17 protein-coding genes are annotated in these 16154 nt (G+C 72.2%); 11 read left to right on the plus strand and 6 right to left on the minus strand.

All coding sequences use genetic code 11. The annotated features are described in order from the left end of the window. Positions 1–40: 40 nt before the first annotated feature. Positions 41–1705 carry an RNA polymerase sigma factor gene (locus ABT369_RS44125; protein ID WP_350622127.1) on the minus strand — a complete coding sequence of 555 codons (1665 nt, stop codon included), beginning with the start codon at positions 1703–1705 and terminating at the stop codon, positions 41–43. 265 nt (positions 1706–1970) lie between these two features. On the opposite strand from ABT369_RS44125, the gene ABT369_RS44130 reads away from it, so the two are divergent. Continuing rightward, positions 1971–2768 (plus strand): inositol monophosphatase family protein, encoded by a 798-nt coding sequence (locus ABT369_RS44130; RefSeq protein ID WP_502891901.1) that lies wholly within the window; start codon positions 1971–1973, stop codon positions 2766–2768. 74 nt (positions 2769–2842) lie between these two features. On the opposite strand, the gene ABT369_RS44135 is transcribed toward ABT369_RS44130, so the two are convergent. Further along, positions 2843–3376, minus strand: a complete 534-nt coding sequence (locus ABT369_RS44135) for a LytR C-terminal domain-containing protein (RefSeq protein WP_350622131.1) — start codon at positions 3374–3376, stop codon at positions 2843–2845. A gap of 396 nt (positions 3377–3772) precedes the next feature. On the opposite strand from ABT369_RS44135, the gene ABT369_RS44140 reads away from it, so the two are divergent. Both ABT369_RS44140 and ABT369_RS44145 read left to right on the plus strand, forming a co-directional pair. Beyond that, positions 3773–4069 (plus strand): DUF4193 domain-containing protein, encoded by a 297-nt coding sequence (locus tag ABT369_RS44140; protein WP_350622132.1) that lies wholly within the window; start codon positions 3773–3775, stop codon positions 4067–4069. Positions 4070–4227: 158 nt separating this feature from the next. Beyond that, on the plus strand, positions 4228–5073 hold the full coding sequence (locus ABT369_RS44145) for a hypothetical protein (protein ID WP_502891903.1): 846 nt from the start codon (positions 4228–4230) through the stop codon (positions 5071–5073). On the opposite strand, the gene ABT369_RS44150 is transcribed toward ABT369_RS44145, so the two are convergent. Continuing rightward, positions 5052–5522 carry a DUF3093 domain-containing protein gene (locus ABT369_RS44150; RefSeq protein WP_350622134.1) on the minus strand — a complete coding sequence of 157 codons (471 nt, stop codon included), beginning with the start codon at positions 5520–5522 and terminating at the stop codon, positions 5052–5054. The two genes, ABT369_RS44145 and ABT369_RS44150, sit on opposite strands and share 22 nt — an antisense overlap. 51 nt (positions 5523–5573) lie before the next feature. Between ABT369_RS44150 and dut the strand changes: the two genes are divergently transcribed. From dut to ABT369_RS44170, 4 genes are all read left to right on the plus strand, one after another. Next, on the plus strand, positions 5574–6053 hold the full coding sequence (dut, locus tag ABT369_RS44155) for a dUTP diphosphatase (protein ID WP_350622136.1): 480 nt from the start codon (positions 5574–5576) through the stop codon (positions 6051–6053). Continuing rightward, positions 6050–6835: a DUF3710 domain-containing protein gene (locus tag ABT369_RS44160; RefSeq protein ID WP_350622138.1), complete on the plus strand. Its 786-nt coding sequence runs from the start codon at positions 6050–6052 to the stop codon at positions 6833–6835. Before dut ends, ABT369_RS44160 begins: the two co-directional genes overlap by 4 nt. A 138-nt stretch (positions 6836–6973) precedes the next feature. Next, positions 6974–7369, plus strand: a complete 396-nt coding sequence (locus ABT369_RS44165; protein WP_350622166.1) for an OB-fold nucleic acid binding domain-containing protein — start codon at positions 6974–6976, stop codon at positions 7367–7369. 26 nt (positions 7370–7395) lie between these two features. Beyond that, positions 7396–8121, plus strand: coding sequence for a DUF3159 domain-containing protein (locus ABT369_RS44170; RefSeq protein WP_350622140.1), 726 nt, complete (start codon positions 7396–7398; stop codon positions 8119–8121). 109 nt (positions 8122–8230) lie between these two features. Here ABT369_RS44170 and ABT369_RS44175 read toward each other — a convergent pair whose 3' ends face one another. Together ABT369_RS44175 and ABT369_RS44180 are read right to left on the minus strand one after the other, a co-directional pair. Further along, entirely contained in the window at positions 8231–8929 is a 699-nt protein-coding gene (locus tag ABT369_RS44175) for a potassium channel family protein (RefSeq protein ID WP_350622168.1), read from the minus strand. Further along, complete coding sequence (locus tag ABT369_RS44180; RefSeq protein WP_350622170.1) at positions 8926–9591, minus strand: potassium channel family protein; 666 nt, start codon at positions 9589–9591, stop codon at positions 8926–8928. The genes ABT369_RS44175 and ABT369_RS44180 overlap by 4 nt, the downstream gene beginning before the upstream one ends. Before the next feature lie 100 nt (positions 9592–9691). Here ABT369_RS44180 and ABT369_RS44185 point away from each other — a divergent pair, with 100 nt between their 5' ends. After that, positions 9692–11695: an APC family permease gene (locus tag ABT369_RS44185; RefSeq protein WP_350622142.1), complete on the plus strand. Its 2004-nt coding sequence runs from the start codon at positions 9692–9694 to the stop codon at positions 11693–11695. Beyond that, positions 11692–12882 carry a class I SAM-dependent RNA methyltransferase gene (locus ABT369_RS44190; RefSeq protein WP_350622144.1) on the plus strand — a complete coding sequence of 397 codons (1191 nt, stop codon included), beginning with the start codon at positions 11692–11694 and terminating at the stop codon, positions 12880–12882. Before ABT369_RS44185 ends, ABT369_RS44190 begins: the two co-directional genes overlap by 4 nt. Here ABT369_RS44190 and ABT369_RS44195 read toward each other — a convergent pair. Further along, a complete protein-coding gene (locus tag ABT369_RS44195) occupies positions 12869–13642 on the minus strand; it encodes an RNA ligase family protein (RefSeq protein WP_350622146.1) in 774 nt (257 codons plus the stop codon). The two genes, ABT369_RS44190 and ABT369_RS44195, sit on opposite strands and share 14 nt — an antisense overlap. Before the next feature lie 416 nt (positions 13643–14058). Between ABT369_RS44195 and ABT369_RS44200 the strand changes: the two genes are divergently transcribed. Both ABT369_RS44200 and ABT369_RS44205 read left to right on the plus strand, forming a co-directional pair. Next, positions 14059–15282: a TROVE domain-containing protein gene (locus tag ABT369_RS44200; RefSeq protein ID WP_350622148.1), complete on the plus strand. Its 1224-nt coding sequence runs from the start codon at positions 14059–14061 to the stop codon at positions 15280–15282. A 42-nt stretch (positions 15283–15324) separates the two neighbouring features. After that, positions 15325–16065 carry a type I 3-dehydroquinate dehydratase gene (locus tag ABT369_RS44205; RefSeq protein ID WP_350622150.1) on the plus strand — a complete coding sequence of 247 codons (741 nt, stop codon included), beginning with the start codon at positions 15325–15327 and terminating at the stop codon, positions 16063–16065. Positions 16066–16154: the final 89 nt, after the last annotated feature.

The raw sequence follows: 16154 nt of genomic DNA on the forward strand, positions 1-16154 counted from the left end.
TTTGGGACGGCCCGGTTCGCGCAGAGCGAAAAACGATCGTTCAGTCCAAGTAGTCCCGCAGGACCTGGGAACGCGACGGGTGGCGCAGCTTCGACATCGTCTTGGACTCGATCTGCCGGATGCGCTCGCGGGTCACGCCGTAGACCTGGCCGATCTCGTCCAGGGTGCGCGGCTGGCCGTCGGTGAGGCCGAAGCGCAGCCGCACCACGCCCGCCTCGCGCTCGGACAGGGTCTGCAGCACCTGCTGGAGCTGGTCCTGCAGCAGCGAGAAGGAGACCGCGTCGACGGCCACGACCGCCTCGGAGTCCTCGATGAAGTCGCCGAGCTGGCTGTCGCCCTCGTCGCCGATGGTCTGGTCGAGGGAGATGGGCTCACGCGCATACTGCTGGATCTCCAGCACCTTCTCCGGCGTGATGTCCATTTCCTTGGCCAGTTCCTCCGGGGTGGGCTCGCGGCCCAGGTCCTGGAGCAGCTCGCGCTGGATGCGGCCGAGCTTGTTGATGACCTCGACCATGTGCACCGGGATGCGGATGGTGCGGGCCTGGTCGGCCATGGCGCGGGTGATGGCCTGGCGGATCCACCAGGTGGCGTAGGTGGAGAACTTGTAGCCCTTGGTGTAGTCGAACTTCTCGACGGCGCGGATGAGGCCGAGGTTGCCTTCCTGGATGAGGTCCAGGAAGGCCATGCCGCGGCCGGTGTACCGCTTGGCGAGCGACACGACCAGGCGCAGGTTGGCCTCGAGCAGGTGGTTCTTGGCCCGCTCGCCGTCGCGCGAGATCCACAGGAAGTCGCGGCGGCCCGGCATCTGCATCGGCTCGCCGGCGTCCTCGGCCGCGCGCAGGCGCTCGGCCGCGTAGAGCCCGGCCTCGATGCGCTTGGCCAGCTCGACCTCCTGCTCCGCGTTGAGCAGCGGAACCTTGCCGATCTGCTTGAGGTAGGCGCGGACCGAGTCGGCCGAGGCGGTGAGCTCGGCGTCGCGCCGGGCCTGCTTGAGCGCCTCGGACTCGTCGTCGTCCCACGCGAAGTCGTCGTCGGTGGCGGTCGCCTCCGCGTCGGCCTCGGCCGCCTGGGTCTCCTCGACCGGCTCGTCGACGACGACGTCCTCGATCTCGGCGGCCAGGGCCGCGTCGTCGATCTCCTCGAGCTCGGGATCGCCCTCGCCCGGCGTGCCGGTCGGGTTTGCCGGGTCGGCGGCGGTGCCGGGCGCCGCCTTGGCGCCCGGTGCGGCCTTCTTCGCCGCCTTCTTGACCGGCGCGGCCTTCTTGGCCGGTGCCGTGGCCGAGGCGGCGGGCGCGGCGGCAGCCGCGGCGGATGCGGTGGGCGCCGATGGCGCGGCCTTCTTCACGGGGACCTTCTTCGCCGCCGCCGGCTCCGGTGAAGCGGATTCGACGGCTGTGAGCGGCTTGGCAACGGGTGCCTTGCGGGCCGGCGCGGCCTTGGCGGTGGCCGCCTTGGACGCTGGAGTGGCGGAGCGGGCGGCGGCGACGCGGCGGCGGCTGTTCGCGGAGTCGTCGACCACGACGGTCACGCCCGCCTCGGCCAGGCTCCTCAGCAGCTTCTTGGCGTGCGCCGGTGTTACGTCTGCGGTGTCGACCGCCTGCGCGACCTCCGCCGACGTCAGGTGCCCGCCGTTGGCGGCGGCACGCGCGATCAGCGTGTCGGCGAGGGAACGTACGTCAACGCTGGGCTGGTGAGCTGCTGTCACGAACGACCTTCCGGTGCGATGAGCGAGCGACGGCCGATGCGGCCGGGTTCGCGCACGGCGCGGCCGTGCTGAGTGGCCGGGTTGCTTGTTTGGTGGCGCCCGTGTGGGTCGTGGCTCCGGGCGGATTCACGAACGACAGCGGGCAGCGCGTGAATTGTAACGCTCTCTCGCCCCAACATCCCCTCTTGAGGGGGCGGGACGCGCGTCTTGTGACCGAACGGATGGGCTGTGCGGTGCTTTCCCGGGCTTTGCCAGGATGGTGACCATGGACCAACCGGCCGAACTTCTGGCTCTCGCCGTCTCCGTCGCCCGTTCCGCGGGCGACCTGGCCAACCGCATGCGAGCCGAGGGCGTCGACGTCGCGGCGACCAAGTCGACCGCGACCGATGTGGTCACCGCGGCCGATCGCGCGGTCGAGCAGCACGTCCGCGACGAGCTGCACAAGGCGCGCCCGGGCGACGCCGTGCTCGGGGAGGAGTACGGCGGCGGCCAGGCCCGCTCCGCCGTGCGCTGGATCCTCGATCCGATCGACGGGACCGTGAACTACCTGTACGACCTGCCGCAGTACGCGGTGTCGCTGGCCGCCGAGGTCGACGGGGTGGTCGTGGCCGGGGTGGTGCGCAACGCCGCGACCGGCCGCGAGTGGACCGCGACCCTGGGCGGGGGCGCCTTCTGCGACGGGCGGCGGCTGCGGGTCTCCGGGGAGACCGAGCTCGGCCAGGCCCTCGTCGGCACCGGGTTCGGCTACGCGGCCGAGCGCCGGCTGCACCAGGCCCGCGTGCTGGCGGGGCTGATCGGGCACATCCGCGACATCCGCCGGCTCGGGGCCGCCTCGCTCGACCTGTGCCTGGTCGCGGAGGGGGTCCTGGACGCGTACTACGAGAAGGGCCTCAACCCCTGGGACCGCGCGGCCGGCGGGCTCGTCGCCGCCGAGGCGGGCGCGCTGGTGACCGGGCTGGACGGCAACCCGCCGGGCCTCGACATGGTCATCGCCGCGCCGCCGGCCCTGCACCCGCGGCTGCATCAGCTCCTCAGCGACCTGGACGCGGCCGGGGGCCCGTGAGAGCAGCGCCGACAGCGTCATGGCCGGGAGCCGTAAGGCTTCCGGCCTCAGGAAACCGTGACCGTACTGGTACCTCAGCCCTCGTCCTTGGCGCAGGTGCCCTCGGGCAGCTCCGGGTTGCCCAGCGCCGCGATCGCCTGGTTGACCTCGGTCGTCGTCGGCAGCTGGCGGAACCTCCCGCCGAGGATGATCTCGACCTTGTCGTCCTGCCGCGCCTTGTCGAACTCCGGGCGGGCCTGGTCCAGGAAGTACGCCCGCACGAGCCAGGCCGCGCCGACCGTCGAGGGGCCGTAGCGGATGATCGCGACGACGTCGTTGGGCTTGTTCGCCGGCGGGTTGGGCGCGGCGGTGACCACCTTCGCCTCCTTGAACCGGCGGCTCAGGAAGTCGTTCGCGACGTCGGAGGCCGCGCCGGGCCGGTTGGTCGCGTTGAAGATGGTGACCTTCACGTCTTCCTGCGTGGGCAGCTTCGCGTTGGCCATCACGGATCCCGCGGCGCACTGCTTGGCGTCACCGGCGGGGCCGGTCTGATGATCCTTGACGACGGCGACGATCACGAACACCGCCGCGGCGACGATGAGGACGCCGACCACCGCGAGTGCTCTCACCCGCGCAAAACTCATGGCTCGCTCCCCGCGCCCGCTCTTGCTGTCACCAGAGAAGACGCTCTGGCTGCCGGAGAGGTTAGCGCCTGGGCCGAAGAAGCGCTGAAGTCCCCACCGGACATACCACAAAGTTCCTCCTCGCCGTTGCGGTACGACTCCCGGCGGGATGCAGCGCCGGAAGGTATCGTTCCATCGCCGCGGGGCGGGTCTGCGGGCGCGTTCGACCCGCGCGAGGCATGATCGTTGTGTCGCCTCGGTCACAGTGGGAACAACTTTCCGCGAGCGGGCGTACAACTAGCGCACAAGAGCGGTAAGGTACGCCGCCCTTGGACGTTGAAGACGACGTCGCTTCGGGCGCCCTACCTGCCCGGCGACATGAAATTGGGAGTGTGAACACCGATGGCCACCGACTACGACGCGCCACGTCGCGACGAGGTCGACCTCGGCGAGGACAGCCTCGAGGAGCTCAAGTCCCGCCGCACCGACGCGCAGTCCGCGACCGTCGATGTCGACGAGACCGACCTCTCCGAGAACTTCGAGCTGCCGGGTGGCGACCTCGCCGACGAGGACCTGACGGTGAAGGTCCTGCCGATGCAGTCCGACGAGTTCCGCTGCTCGCGGTGCTTCCTGGTGCACCACCGCAGCCAGCTCGCGACCGAGCGCAACGGGGAGCTGATCTGCCGCGAGTGTGCGTGACCGCGGTCACGCATGCCCGCGGCGTGAAACGGGCATGAACACGGCGGGCCCGCGCGACGCGAGTCGATCACGCGGTACTGGCGCCGGCGTGCTGCAGTGGTGAACGTGCTGCAGTGGTGAAGCGGCCGAACACGGCGTGGACCAACATGGAGGTTCCCATGGTCGAGCAGCCGGTGCCCGCCGACGAGGCGGCCGAGAACGCGCCCGTCCAGCCGGAGGGGCAGGCCGGGCCAGGTTCACTGGCCGGCCCGGCGGACGACGCGGAGCTTTCCCAGGCCGTGGTCGCGCTGACCGGCGACGACGTGCCGGTCAAGGACCGCCGCCGCCTGCTCGGGCGCCTGGTGCGCCTCGAGGTCGGCGAGCGCGGCGTGAGGGACCTGTTCCAGCCGCGCAAGGCGATCGGCTGGGTCACCGACGCGGTGACCAGGGTCGCGCCGCACATCCCCGTGCGCGACCTGGACACCCTGCGCGCCCATTACCCCGGCCTCGAGGGCGACGCGCTGGCCGAGCGGCTCATCCGCAACGCGTCGATGGTCACGGCCGGCATCGGCGCGGCCGGCGGCGGCGTCGCCGCGGTCGAGTGGGTCGCGACCCCGAGCCTGCTCTCGGCGCCCGTCCTGCTGGCGGCCGAGACGGTCGCGGTCGTCGCGGTGGAGATGAAGCTGATCGGGGAGCTGCACGCGGTGTACGACCGCCCGATCTCCGGCTCCGGCACCCAGCGCGCGTTCGCGCTCATCCAGGCCTGGGCCGAGCGGCGGGGCGTCAACCCGCTGCGGGTCGGCGGCAGCGTGGCGGCGGCGATGGGCACCGCGCTGCGCAAGGAGCTGCGTGACCGGCTCCTCAAGCGCTTCGGGCGCAATCTGAGCACCATGGGACCGTTCCTCACCGGCGCGGCCGTGGGCGGCTTCCTGAACCGGCGGGCCACGCTGTCCCTGGGCGACGAGGTCCGCAAGGACCTCAAGAAGGGCCCCGGCGGGGGCGATCAGCGCGCGATCGAGGCCTGAGCGGCCTCGCGCAGCGCCGCGGCGAACTCGTCCGGGTGGCGGGTGCTGATCAGCCAGTACGGCGTCGGGTCGGCCTCGTCGCGGACCTCCACCCGCACGGCCGGGCCGATCCAGGGCCGCTGGATCACGAACGCCTCCGGATCCGCATACGGCCCCAGCAGGTCGTGCTTGTCCGACGGGCTCACCGTCGTCACCTCACCGACGTACCGCAGCGGGATCCGCGCGTCGTCGACCCGCAGCTCCCCGTTGGACACCTCGATGCGGATGCGGCCCAGCCACCAGAGCCCGGCGACGGTCAGCGGCAGCAGCACCAGGTAGGCGACCCAGGTCGCCGCGCCCGGGGCGCCCAGCTTGACCTCGGCGGCGAGCGCCGCGGCGACGGCCACGGCGGGCAGCCACAGCCACCACGACAGGCTGAGCCGCTCGCGGTACGGGTTCGGTGCTGCCACACAGCCGAGGGTACGTGAACGCGCCCGCACACGACCCGGCAGGATGGAGGCATGGGGATGGACGTGCTCGTGCGGCAACTCGACCCGGGCCTGCCGCTGCCCGCCTACGCGCACCCCGGCGACGCCGGCGCCGACCTCTACGCGGCGCAGGACGTGGAGCTGGGGCCGGGTGAGCGGGCGCTGGTGCGCACCGGGATCGCGATCGCGCTCCCGGAGGGGTACGTCGGCCTGGTGCACCCGCGCTCCGGGCTCGCCGCGAAGATGGGCGTGACCGTCGTCAACGCCCCCGGCACCGTGGACGCGGGCTACCGGGGCGAAATCCTGGTGAACCTCATCAATCACGATCGAGTGATATCGGCGAAGATATCCCGTGGTGACCGAATTGCGCAGCTTGTGATCCAGCGCGTGGAGCGGGCACACTTCCACGTCGTCGAGGACCTTCCCGATACTGTGCGCGGGGCCGGCGGCCACGGGTCGACCGGCGGGCATGCCGGGCTCGTCCCGGCAGCGAACTTGGAGGCAGAGCAGTGATCTTCTCGCGCAAGGGCGGCAGCGGCCGGCACGCCAAGTCGGACCCGCGCGGCTCGGCCGACCGGGAGTCGTTCGACCTCGACGATCTCGACGACGGCCCGGACGCGGCCGAGGACGGCGAGCCGCGCACCGGCAAGTCGAACCGGATCGAGGGGCCGTACGACATCAGCGAGGCGCCCGAGGGCATCGCCCAGCTCGACCTCGGCTCCCTCAAGGTGCCCGCGGTCGAGGGCGTCGAGGTGCGGGTCCAGGCCGACAACGACGGCAAGATCCAGCAGATCGTCCTCGTCTCCGAGGACAGCGCGCTGCAGCTGGGCGTGTTCGCCGCGCCGCGCAGCGAGGGCATCTGGGGCGAGGTCCGCGCCGAGATCCGCAAGCAGCTGTTCACCGACGGCGTCGCGGCCGAGGAGGCCGAGGGCGACTACGGCACCGAGCTGCGCGCCCGGGTCCGGACCCCGGAGGGGCTGACCGACATCCGCTTCGTCGGCGTCGACGGGCCCCGCTGGCTGGTGCGCGCGGTGTTCCAGGGCCCGGCCGCGGTCGACCCGGAGGTCGCCCCGCCGCTGCTGGAGTGCCTGCGCAACCTGGTCGTCGATCGGGGCAACGAGGCCATGCCGGTGCGCGAGCCGCTGCCGCTGCACCTGCCCAAGGAGGTCACCGAGGGCGGCGAGGCGGCGCAGGCCGAGCCGGCCGCCGCCGGGGCCAGCGGAGCGAACGGGGCGAACGGGGCCGACGGCGGGGCCCCGCCGCGCCGGCGGCCGTCGCCGCGTCCGCGCAAGTAGGTCGGGGAAGCGGGCGGCATGGTAGCGCGTGAGCGCGCCGAAAGCCGTCACCGAGGCCACGTAGCCAGCGGCGAAAAAGCGCGTACCGTTTTTGATGAAGGTGTCATGGCAGCCGAAAGGGAGGGTGGCACCGTCATCATGGCCACGGACAGTGAGAGCGCGGTCGGGGAACGCGGCGGCCTGCGAAAGTTTCTTCGCCGGCTCACCGCGAGCGACTCCGAGCTCGACGCGGAGGAACTCCAACGCGACGCTAAGCAGTGCGGCAGCATGCCGGCCCTGCGGTGCCAGCGCGGACAGATCGTTCGGCTCAAGGGGCGGCTGCGCACGGTGGTCTACACCCCGCGCACCAACCTGCCCACGCTCGAGGCCGAGCTCTTCGACGGCAGCGACCTGGTCACCCTGGTGTGGCTCGGGCGGCGGCACATCGCGGGCATCGAGCCGGGTCGAGCAATCACCGCGAAGGGGCGCATCGCCCTGCGGGATGGTCGTAAGGTGCTCTACAACCCGTACTACGAGCTCGACACGCCACGTTGAGCCTCGACACACCACGATGAGGGCGGATGCAGCCAGGACACCCAGGTAGCCGGACCACCCCCGCGGCCGAGACGGACGAGGAGGAGCCGCTTCCCCCGTTCTCGGTGCAGATGGCGCAGCAGCTCGGCGGCGTGCGCGGGCTCGTGGAGTCCAGCATCCCGATCACGCTGTTCATCGTGGTCAACTTCCTGGGCGACCACTTCAAGTGGTGGTCGCTGCAGACGTCGCTCATCATCGCCGTGGGCGCGGCGCTGTCCATGGCCGTGTACCGCCTCACGCGGCGCGAGTCCGTGCGGCACGCGCTCAACGGCGTCTTCGGCATCGCGCTGGGCGCCTACATCGCCTGGAAGAGCGGCGACGCCAAGGACGTGTACCTGCCCGGCATGCTGCTCACCGTCGGCTACGTCCTCGGCATGCTCGTCTCGGTGCTGATCCGCCGCCCGCTCGTGGGCTGGCTGTGGTCGGTGACCCTCGACGGGGGCACCACCCGGTGGTACGACAACCTGCGCCTGCGCCGCGCCTTCATGTGGCTGACGGTGCTGTGGGCGGTGGTCTACGCGCTCAAGCTCGGCGTGCAGATCCTCATCTACCGCGACACCAGCGCCGACTCCGACGACCTGCTCGGCATCGCGCGGCTGGCGCTGGGCTGGCCGCCCTACGCGCTGCTGGCCGCGCTCACCGTCTGGCGGGCCCGCCGCATCCTGCGCGACGAGCCCGAGCCGGACGGCGACGAGGTGCCGTCGACGAGCTGACATCCGGAAAAGGGTGACCAGCCGCGGACCTGGCAGCGACGGCGCGCAGCGCCTAGCGGTGTCTGGCGGGAGCAACGGTCCGCCACCCCGGCGGACCCGAGTCCCGCGCCTAGAGAATCTTGCCCCGCGTCTTCTCGACGCTGTCCTCGCCGAGGATCACGGCGCGGACCGTGTCCTCCATCTCCGACGTGACGACGAACACCAGCTCGTCGCCGGCCTCCAGCGGATCGTCGGGGGTCGGCACGAGCACCCGGCGGCCGCGCAGCACCGCCACCAGGGCGGCGTCGTGCGGCAGCGGGACGTCGCGCACGGGGTGGCCGACGTACGGCGCGGTCTCCGGCAGCGTGATCTCGACCAGGTTGGCCTCGGACTGCCGGAACGTCATCAGGCGGACGAGGTCGCCGACCGACACCGCCTCCTCGACCAGCGCCGCCATGAGCCGCGGCTTGCTGACCGAGACGTCCACGCCCCACTGCTCGTTGAAGAGCCACTCGTTCTCGGCCCGGTTGATGCGGGCCACCACCCGCGGCACCGCGAACTCGGTCTTGGCCAGCAGCGACACGACCAGGTTGACCTTGTCGTCGCCGGTGGCCGCGACCACCACGTCGCAGGAGGACAGGTCGGCCTCCTGCAGGCTGGTCAGCTCGCAGGCGTCGGCCAGGATCCACTCGGCGGCGGGCACCCGCTCGGGGCGCACCATCTTCGGCACGCGCTCGATCAGCATGACCTGGTGGCCGTTGTCGACGAGCTCCTTGGCGATGGAGCGGCCCACGTTGCCGGCCCCGGCGATCGCGATGCGCATGGTCAGTGTCCCCCTTCGGGCGCCGAGCCGGTGACCTTCGTCACGGGTGCGGCCAGCTCGTCCGTCAGCAGCATGAAGGCCAGGTCACCGTCCTGGATCACGGTCGACTCGGTCGGCAGCATCGCCAGGCCGAAGCGCATGAGGTAGGCCAGCCGCGCGCCGCTGCGCGCCTCGAGCTGGCCGACGGAGTGGCCGATCCAGTCCGGGTGCATCGGCACCTCGACGATCGACACGGTGCTGGTCGGGTCGCGCCAGATCTCGACGTTGCCCTCGGGGACCAGGTGGCGCAGCATCCGGTCGGCGGTCCAGCGCACGGTCGCCACGGTCGGTATGCCGAGGCGCTCGTAGACCTCCGCGCGCTTCGGGTCGTAGATGCGGGCCACGACCCGGTCCACGCCGAAGGTCTCCCGGGCCACCCGGGCGGAGATGATGTTCGAGTTGTCGCCCGAGGAGACGGCGGCGAAGGCGTCGGCCCGCTCGATGCCGGCCTGCAACAGCACATCGCGGTCGAAACCCACCCCGGTGACCGTGGTGCCGTGGAACTCGCCGCCGAGCCGGCGGAACGCGTCCGCGTCGACGTCGATCACCGCAACCGTGTGTCCGCGCTGCTCGAGACTCTGCGCCAGCGTGGAACCCACGCGGCCGCAGCCCATGATCACGACGTGCACGTCCCCGCCTTTCGAGTCCTCATGCATTTCGTCATGAGGATGTCATGTGCGGCCCCGACCGGTGCAACGGGAGGAGGGCCGACCCGTACGCTTAGGCGTCGTGGCCAGTCCCACCTCCCTCATGAAGCGGCTGCTCCTGGGCCGACCGTTCCGCTCGGACCGGCTGAAACACACGCTGCTGCCCAAGCGCATCGCGCTGCCGGTGTTCGCCTCCGACGCGCTGTCGTCGGTCGCCTACGCCCCCGACGAGATCCTGCTGACCCTGTCCATCGCCGGCGTCTCGGCCCTGACGATCTCCCCGTGGATCGGTCTCGCCGTCGCCGTGGTGATGCTCACAGTCGTCGCCAGCTACCGGCAGAACGTGCACGCCTACCCGTCCGGCGGCGGCGACTACGAGGTGGCCTCGGTCAATCTCGGCCCCCGCTTCGGCGTCGCGGTGGCCAGCGCCCTGCTCGTCGACTACGTGCTCACCGTGGCGGTGTCGACCGCGTCCGGCGTGGCCAACCTCGGCTCCGTCGTGCCCTGGGTCGCCACCCACAAGGTCGCGATCTCGATCATCGCCATCGCCGTGCTCACGGCGATGAACCTGCGCGGCATCCGGGAGTCCGGGGGCGCGTTCGCGATCCCGACGTACGGGTTCATGATCGTCATGATCGGGATGGTGCTCACCGGCTTCTTCAAGATCTTCGTGCTCGGCGAGGACCTGCGGGCCCCGAGCGCGGGGCTGGTCATCCACGCCGAGCACACCAACATGACCGGCGCGGCCATGGCGTTCCTGCTCTTGCGGACGTTCTCGTCGGGCTGCGCGGCACTGACCGGCGTCGAGGCCATCTCCAACGGCGTGCCGGCGTTCAAGGAGCCCAAGAGCAGGAACGCGGCCACCACGCTGCTGCTGCTCGGCTCGATCTCGATCACGATGCTGCTCGGCATCATCCTGCTGGCCAACAAGACCGGGCTGAAGTTCGTCGAGAACCCGAGCCAGATCGAGAGCGGGCCGGCCAACTACGTGCAGAAGACGGTGACCACCCAGCTCGGCGAGACCGTCTTCGGGTCCGGGTCGGTGCTGCTCTTCGTGGTGGCCGTGATCACCGCGCTGATCCTCTTCCTCGCCGCGAACACCGCGTTCAACGGGTTCCCGGTGCTGGGCTCGATCCTCGCGCAGGACCGGTACCTGCCGCGGCAACTGCACACCCGCGGCGACCGGCTCGCCTTCTCCAACGGGATCATCCTGCTCGCCCTGGCCGCGATGGTGCTCATCATCGGGTTCAACGGCGAGGTGACGCGGCTCATCCAGCTGTACATCGTCGGCGTCTTCGTGTCCTTCACGCTCTCCCAGGCCGGCATGATCCGGCACTGGAACCGGCTGCTGCGCACCGTGCGCGACAAGCCGACCCGCAACCGGATGATCCGCTCGCGGACGATCAACATGATCGGCCTGACCCTCACCGGCGCCGTGCTCGTCGTGGTGCTCATCACCAAGTTCCTGCTCGGGGCGTACATCGCCATCATCGCGATGATCGTCATCTACTTCCTGATGGTCGGCATCAAGAAGCACTACGACACGGTGGCCCGCGAGCTGGAGCCCTCCGAGGTCCGGCCGGTGCTCCCGGCGCGCAACCACGCGGTGGTGCTCGTGTCCAAGGTGCACCGCCCGACCCTGCGCGCGGTGGCGTACGCCCAGGCCACGCGGCCCGACTCGCTGACCGCGCTCACCGTGAACGTCGACGACCACGACACCCGGGCGCTGCAGGAGGAGTGGGAGCGGCGCGGGATTCCGGTGGCGCTGACCGTGGTCGACAGCCCGTACCGCGAGATCAACCGGCCCATCCTCGACTTCGTGCGCACCAAGCGGCAGGACTCGCCGCGCGACGTCGTGACGGTGTTCATCCCCGAGTACGTGGTCGGCAAGTGGTGGGAGCACCTGCTGCACAACCAGAGCGCGCTGCGGCTCAAGGGCCGGCTGCTGTTCGAGCCCGGCGTGATGGTGACCTCGGTGCCGTGGCAGCTCAGCTCGATCGAAGGGGTGGACATCGACCGGCTCGACGCGACGCTGAGCCGCGGCCCGAAGCGGGGGCCGCGCTCCTCGGCCGGCACCGACTCGTGACGGCGCCCGCGGAGTCGCTCGAGCTCGAGGTCGGGGCGGTCGCCCACGGCGGGTTCTGCGTCGCCCGGCACGACGGGCAGGCGGTGTTCGTCCGGCACGCGCTGCCGGGGGAGCGGGTGCGGGCGGTGGTCACCGAGCGGCGCAAGGGCTTCCTGCGCGCGGACGCGGTCGAGATCCTGCTGCCCTCGCCGGACCGCGTGATCCCGCCGTGCCCGTTCGCCGGCCCGGGGGCCTGCGGCGGCTGTGACTGGCAGCACGCCTCCTGGGACGCCCAGCGCCGGATGAAGGCGCAGGTCCTGGCCGAGCAGCTGACCCGCCTCGGCGGCCTGACCGATCTTTCGGACCTTCCGGACATCACCGTGGAGGCCCTGCCCGGCGGGCCGTTGTCGTGGCGGACGCGCGTGCAGTACGCGGTCGACGGCGCCGGGCACGCGGGCTTCCACCGGCACCGGTCCTCCGAGGTGCTGCCCGTGGACCGGTGCCGCATCGCCCACCCCGCGATCCAGGCGCTGCCGCTGCTGGAGCGGCAGTGGCCGCCCGGCTCGGTGATCGAGGCGGCCGCGGCGTCCACGGGCGAGACCGCGGTGCTGACCCGCGGCTCCCGCACCGGCCCGCCGTCCGGGCCGGTGCCGAAGCTGCGCGAGCGGGCCGCCGGGCACGAGTGGACCCTCGACGCCGGCGGCTTCTGGCAGGTGCACCCGCACGCGGTCGAGGCGTTCACCGGCACCGTCGTCGAGCAGCTCGCGCCCGAGCCGGGCGAGCGGGCATGGGACCTCTACGGCGGCGCGGGCGTGTTCGCGGCCGCCCTGGCCCCGCACTGCGGCCCGGTGACCGTGGTCGAGTCCGACCACCGCGCGGTCGCGGCCGGGCGCCGGGCGCTGTCCGACCTGACGAACGTGACCTTCGCCCGCGGCGACGTGGCCCAGGTGCTGGGCAACCCGCGCTGGCGGCGGGTCGACCTGGTGGTCCTGGACCCGCCGCGCTCGGGCGCGGGCCGCGCCGTGGTGGAGGCGATCGCCGCGCGGGCGCCGCGGGCCGTGTCCTACGTGGCCTGCGACCCGGCCGCCTTCGCCCGCGACGTGCGGACGTTCGGCGAGCTCGGCTTCGGCCTCACCGGGCTGCGCGCGTTCGACAGCTTCCCCATGACCCAGCACTTCGAGACGATCGGGCTGTTCACCTCGCGGTAGGGCGCCGCTTCGCGGTGCGGGCGTAGTCCTGGAAGCGGGCCTTGGCGATCACCTTGCGATCCGGCGCGCGGAAGACGATGCCCTCGGCCCGGCCCTTCGCGCCGTCGAGGCCGACCAGGGTCTCGGGCAGGCGCTCGGCCAGCAGCGCCCGCATGCCCGCGATCGGCTCCGGCAGGGAGTCGGTGCGGAAAAGACGCGGCGTCAGCTCGACGTCCGCGTCCGCCGCGAGCGCGACCAGCTGCTCCTCGGTCGCGAAGGGCTGGCCGCCGGACTCGCGCCACGCCGAGATCGCGGGCGGGGCCCAGGTCAGCGCGGTCGCCCAGTCGTCGAGGAGGACCACGTCGAAGAGGCGCCGGCCGAAGCGGGCCGGGTCCGCGGTGTACTGCCGCGCCGCGCCGCCGATCTTGCCGCCGTAGAGCTCGAGGTAGTACACGCGCAGCGAGCCGCGGGACGCCAGCCGCTCGGCCAGCGGGCGCAGCTGTTCCACGATGCCCAGGGCCGGGTTGGCGACGATGTCGCCGCGGGCGTGCAGGAACTCCTCGCGCGAGCCGATGAGGTAGCCGCCGTCGGGGAGCAGGACGATGCGGCTGTTGGTGCCGTCGACCTTCTCGGTGGCGATGACGTCGCCCGGGAACGCGGTCGCGGACTCCAGCAGGACACCGTCGCGCGGGTCGAGCTCGTGGTAGGTGGGGATCGACGGGTACTTCGTCAGCGAGTTGAGCGCCCGCAGATCCGCCGTGCGCAGGTCGAAGCGAGTCATCGGGCCAGGATGGGGCACGAGAAAACATCGGTCATCGCATTTTGCCGCGGCGTACCGTCCCGGCCCATGGCGAAGCTCAACGTTGCGAAGGTACGCGCCGCGATCGGACGGGGTCCGGTCGCCGGCCCGAGCCAGGTGGCCGGGCCGACCCACGAGGGTGGCGCCGGATACGCCCGCGACCTCAAGTCGGAGCTGTTCCTGCTGGCCGTGACGAACATGGTCGGCGAGCAGACGTTCTACGAGGCGGCGGGCGAGCGCGACGAGCGCTACTCCCGCCTGGTGCGCGCGGCCGCGGTCGCCGACCCGGCGTGGACGGAGCGCTTCCTGGGGTGGCTGCGCACGGGCGCGAACCTGCGCACCGCGGCGATCGTGGGCGCGGCCGAGTTCGTGGCCGGGCGGCTGGCCGCGAACGCGGTGTGGACGGCGAGAACCGCCGGGTGGTCGCCGGGGTGCTGCAGCGCGCCGACGAGCCGGGGGAGCTGCTGGCGTACTGGATCTCCCGCCACGGCCGCGCGATCCCGAAGCCGGTCAAGCGCGGCATCGCCGACGCGGTGCGGCGGCTCTACACCGAGCGGAACCTGCTCAAGTACGACACCGCGAGCCACGCGTTCCGCTTCGGCGACGTCATCGACCTCACCCACCCGAGCCCGGCCGCGCCGTGGCAGGGCGACCTGTTCGCCTACGCGCTCGGCCGCCGCCACGGCCGCGAGGACCTGACGGTGCCGGCGTCGCTGCCCGTGCTGGCCGCCAACGAGCGGCTGCGCGCGGACGCGGCCGCCGACCCGGGCGTGCTGCTCGACCCCGAGCGGCTCCGGGCCGCGGGCATGACGTGGGAGGACGCGCTGTCGATGAGCGGCGGCACCGGCCTTGCCAAGAATGCGCTGTGGACCGCGCTCCTGCCGTCGATGGGCTACATGGCGCGGCTGCGCAACCTGCGCAACCTCGACCAGGCCGGGGTGTCCGACGACGCCGCGGCGGGGGTCGCGGCCGCCCTGGCCGACCCGGACGAGGTGGCCCGCTCGCGGCAGCTGCCGATGCGGTTCCTCTCGGCGTACCGGGCCGCGCCCTCGCTGCGCTGGTCGTGGGCGCTGGAGCGGGCGCTGACGCTGAGCCTGGCCAACGTGCCGGCCCTCGCCGGGCGGACGCTGGTGCTCATCGACACCTCCGGCTCGATGCACGCCGGCTTCTCGCGCGACGGCACGCTGATGCGCTGGGACGCGGCCGTGGTCTTCGGCGTGGCCCTGGCCACCCGGTGCGCGGACGCGGACGTGGTGTCGTTCTCGACGGGCTCGACGGTGTTCAAGCTCCGGCCGGGCGAGTCGGTGCTGAAGGCGATCGAGCGGTTCCGGGCCGAGGGGCACTTCCACGGGGGCGGTACCAACACCGCCACGGCGGCGCGCAAGCACTTCAAGCGCCATGACCGGGTGGTGATCCTGACCGACGAGCAGGCGTCCTACCAGGGCGCGGTGTCGGAGTCGGTCCCCGCGCACGTGCCGATCTTCACGTGGAACCTGGCCGGCTACCGCCTCGGCCACACGCCGTCGACGGCGAACCGCTGGACGTTCGGGGGCCTGTCCGACGCGGGCTTCGGGATGATCCCGCTGCTCGAGGCCGGGCGCGCCGGAGCCTGGCCGTTCTGAGCCCGTAGACTCCCCCTGTCCGATCCGGCAGGGGGAGTCCCATTGGCAACGCAGACGCTGCGGGAGCGGCTTTCCGGCGGGGCGCCGCTGGTCGCGGTGAGCTTCGGCGACGAGGACCCCGCGGGGGACGCCGCGCGCGCCCGCGACCTCGGTGTCGACCTGGCCGAGCTGCGCATCGACTGGAACCGCAGCGCCGAGCCGGCCGACGTGCTGGCCGCCATCGAGCCCTTCCGCGCGGCCGGGCTGCGCATCCTGGCCACCATCCGCTCCCGCGCCGAGGGCGGGCGCTGGGCCCACGACGAGGACGCGCGGCTGCGGCTGTTCGAGGCGATCCTGCCCGCGGTCGACGCGGTCGACGTCGAGCTGTCAGCGGCCGGGATCCTGCCCGGGGTGATCGCGGCCGCGCGCGCGGCGGACCGGCCGGTCGTGGTGTCGTACCACGACTTCGACAAGACCCCCGGCGAGGAGTCCCTGGCCGGGACCGTCGAGGCCGCGAAGGCCGCCGGCGCCGACGTGGTGAAGATCAGCACCATGGCGCACGGGCCCGAGGACCTGCGGCGGCTGGCGGGGCTGCTGCTGCGGTACGAGTCGCTGATCGTGATCGGGATGGGCACGGAGGGGTCCGCGACACGCGTGTTCTTCCCGGTGCTCGGCTCCCGGGTCACCTACTCGGCCGACGGGGACCGGCCCTCCGCCCCCGGGCAGCTGCCCTTCGAGGAGACGGTGCGGCTGCTGGAGACGTTCTCGCCCGCGTACGCCGCGGCCCGCGGGGCCGGCGCATGAGCGGTCCGGAGCGAAGCGGAGGGGCCGCTCATCATGGGCACAGTTTCCTCATGCCGGCGCCGGAGCTTGCGGAGGTGACGGCATGAGCG

The organism is Dactylosporangium sp. NPDC000244, assembly GCF_040300725.1.
In the GTDB taxonomy this organism is placed as follows: Bacteria; Actinomycetota; Actinomycetes; order Mycobacteriales; family Micromonosporaceae; genus Dactylosporangium.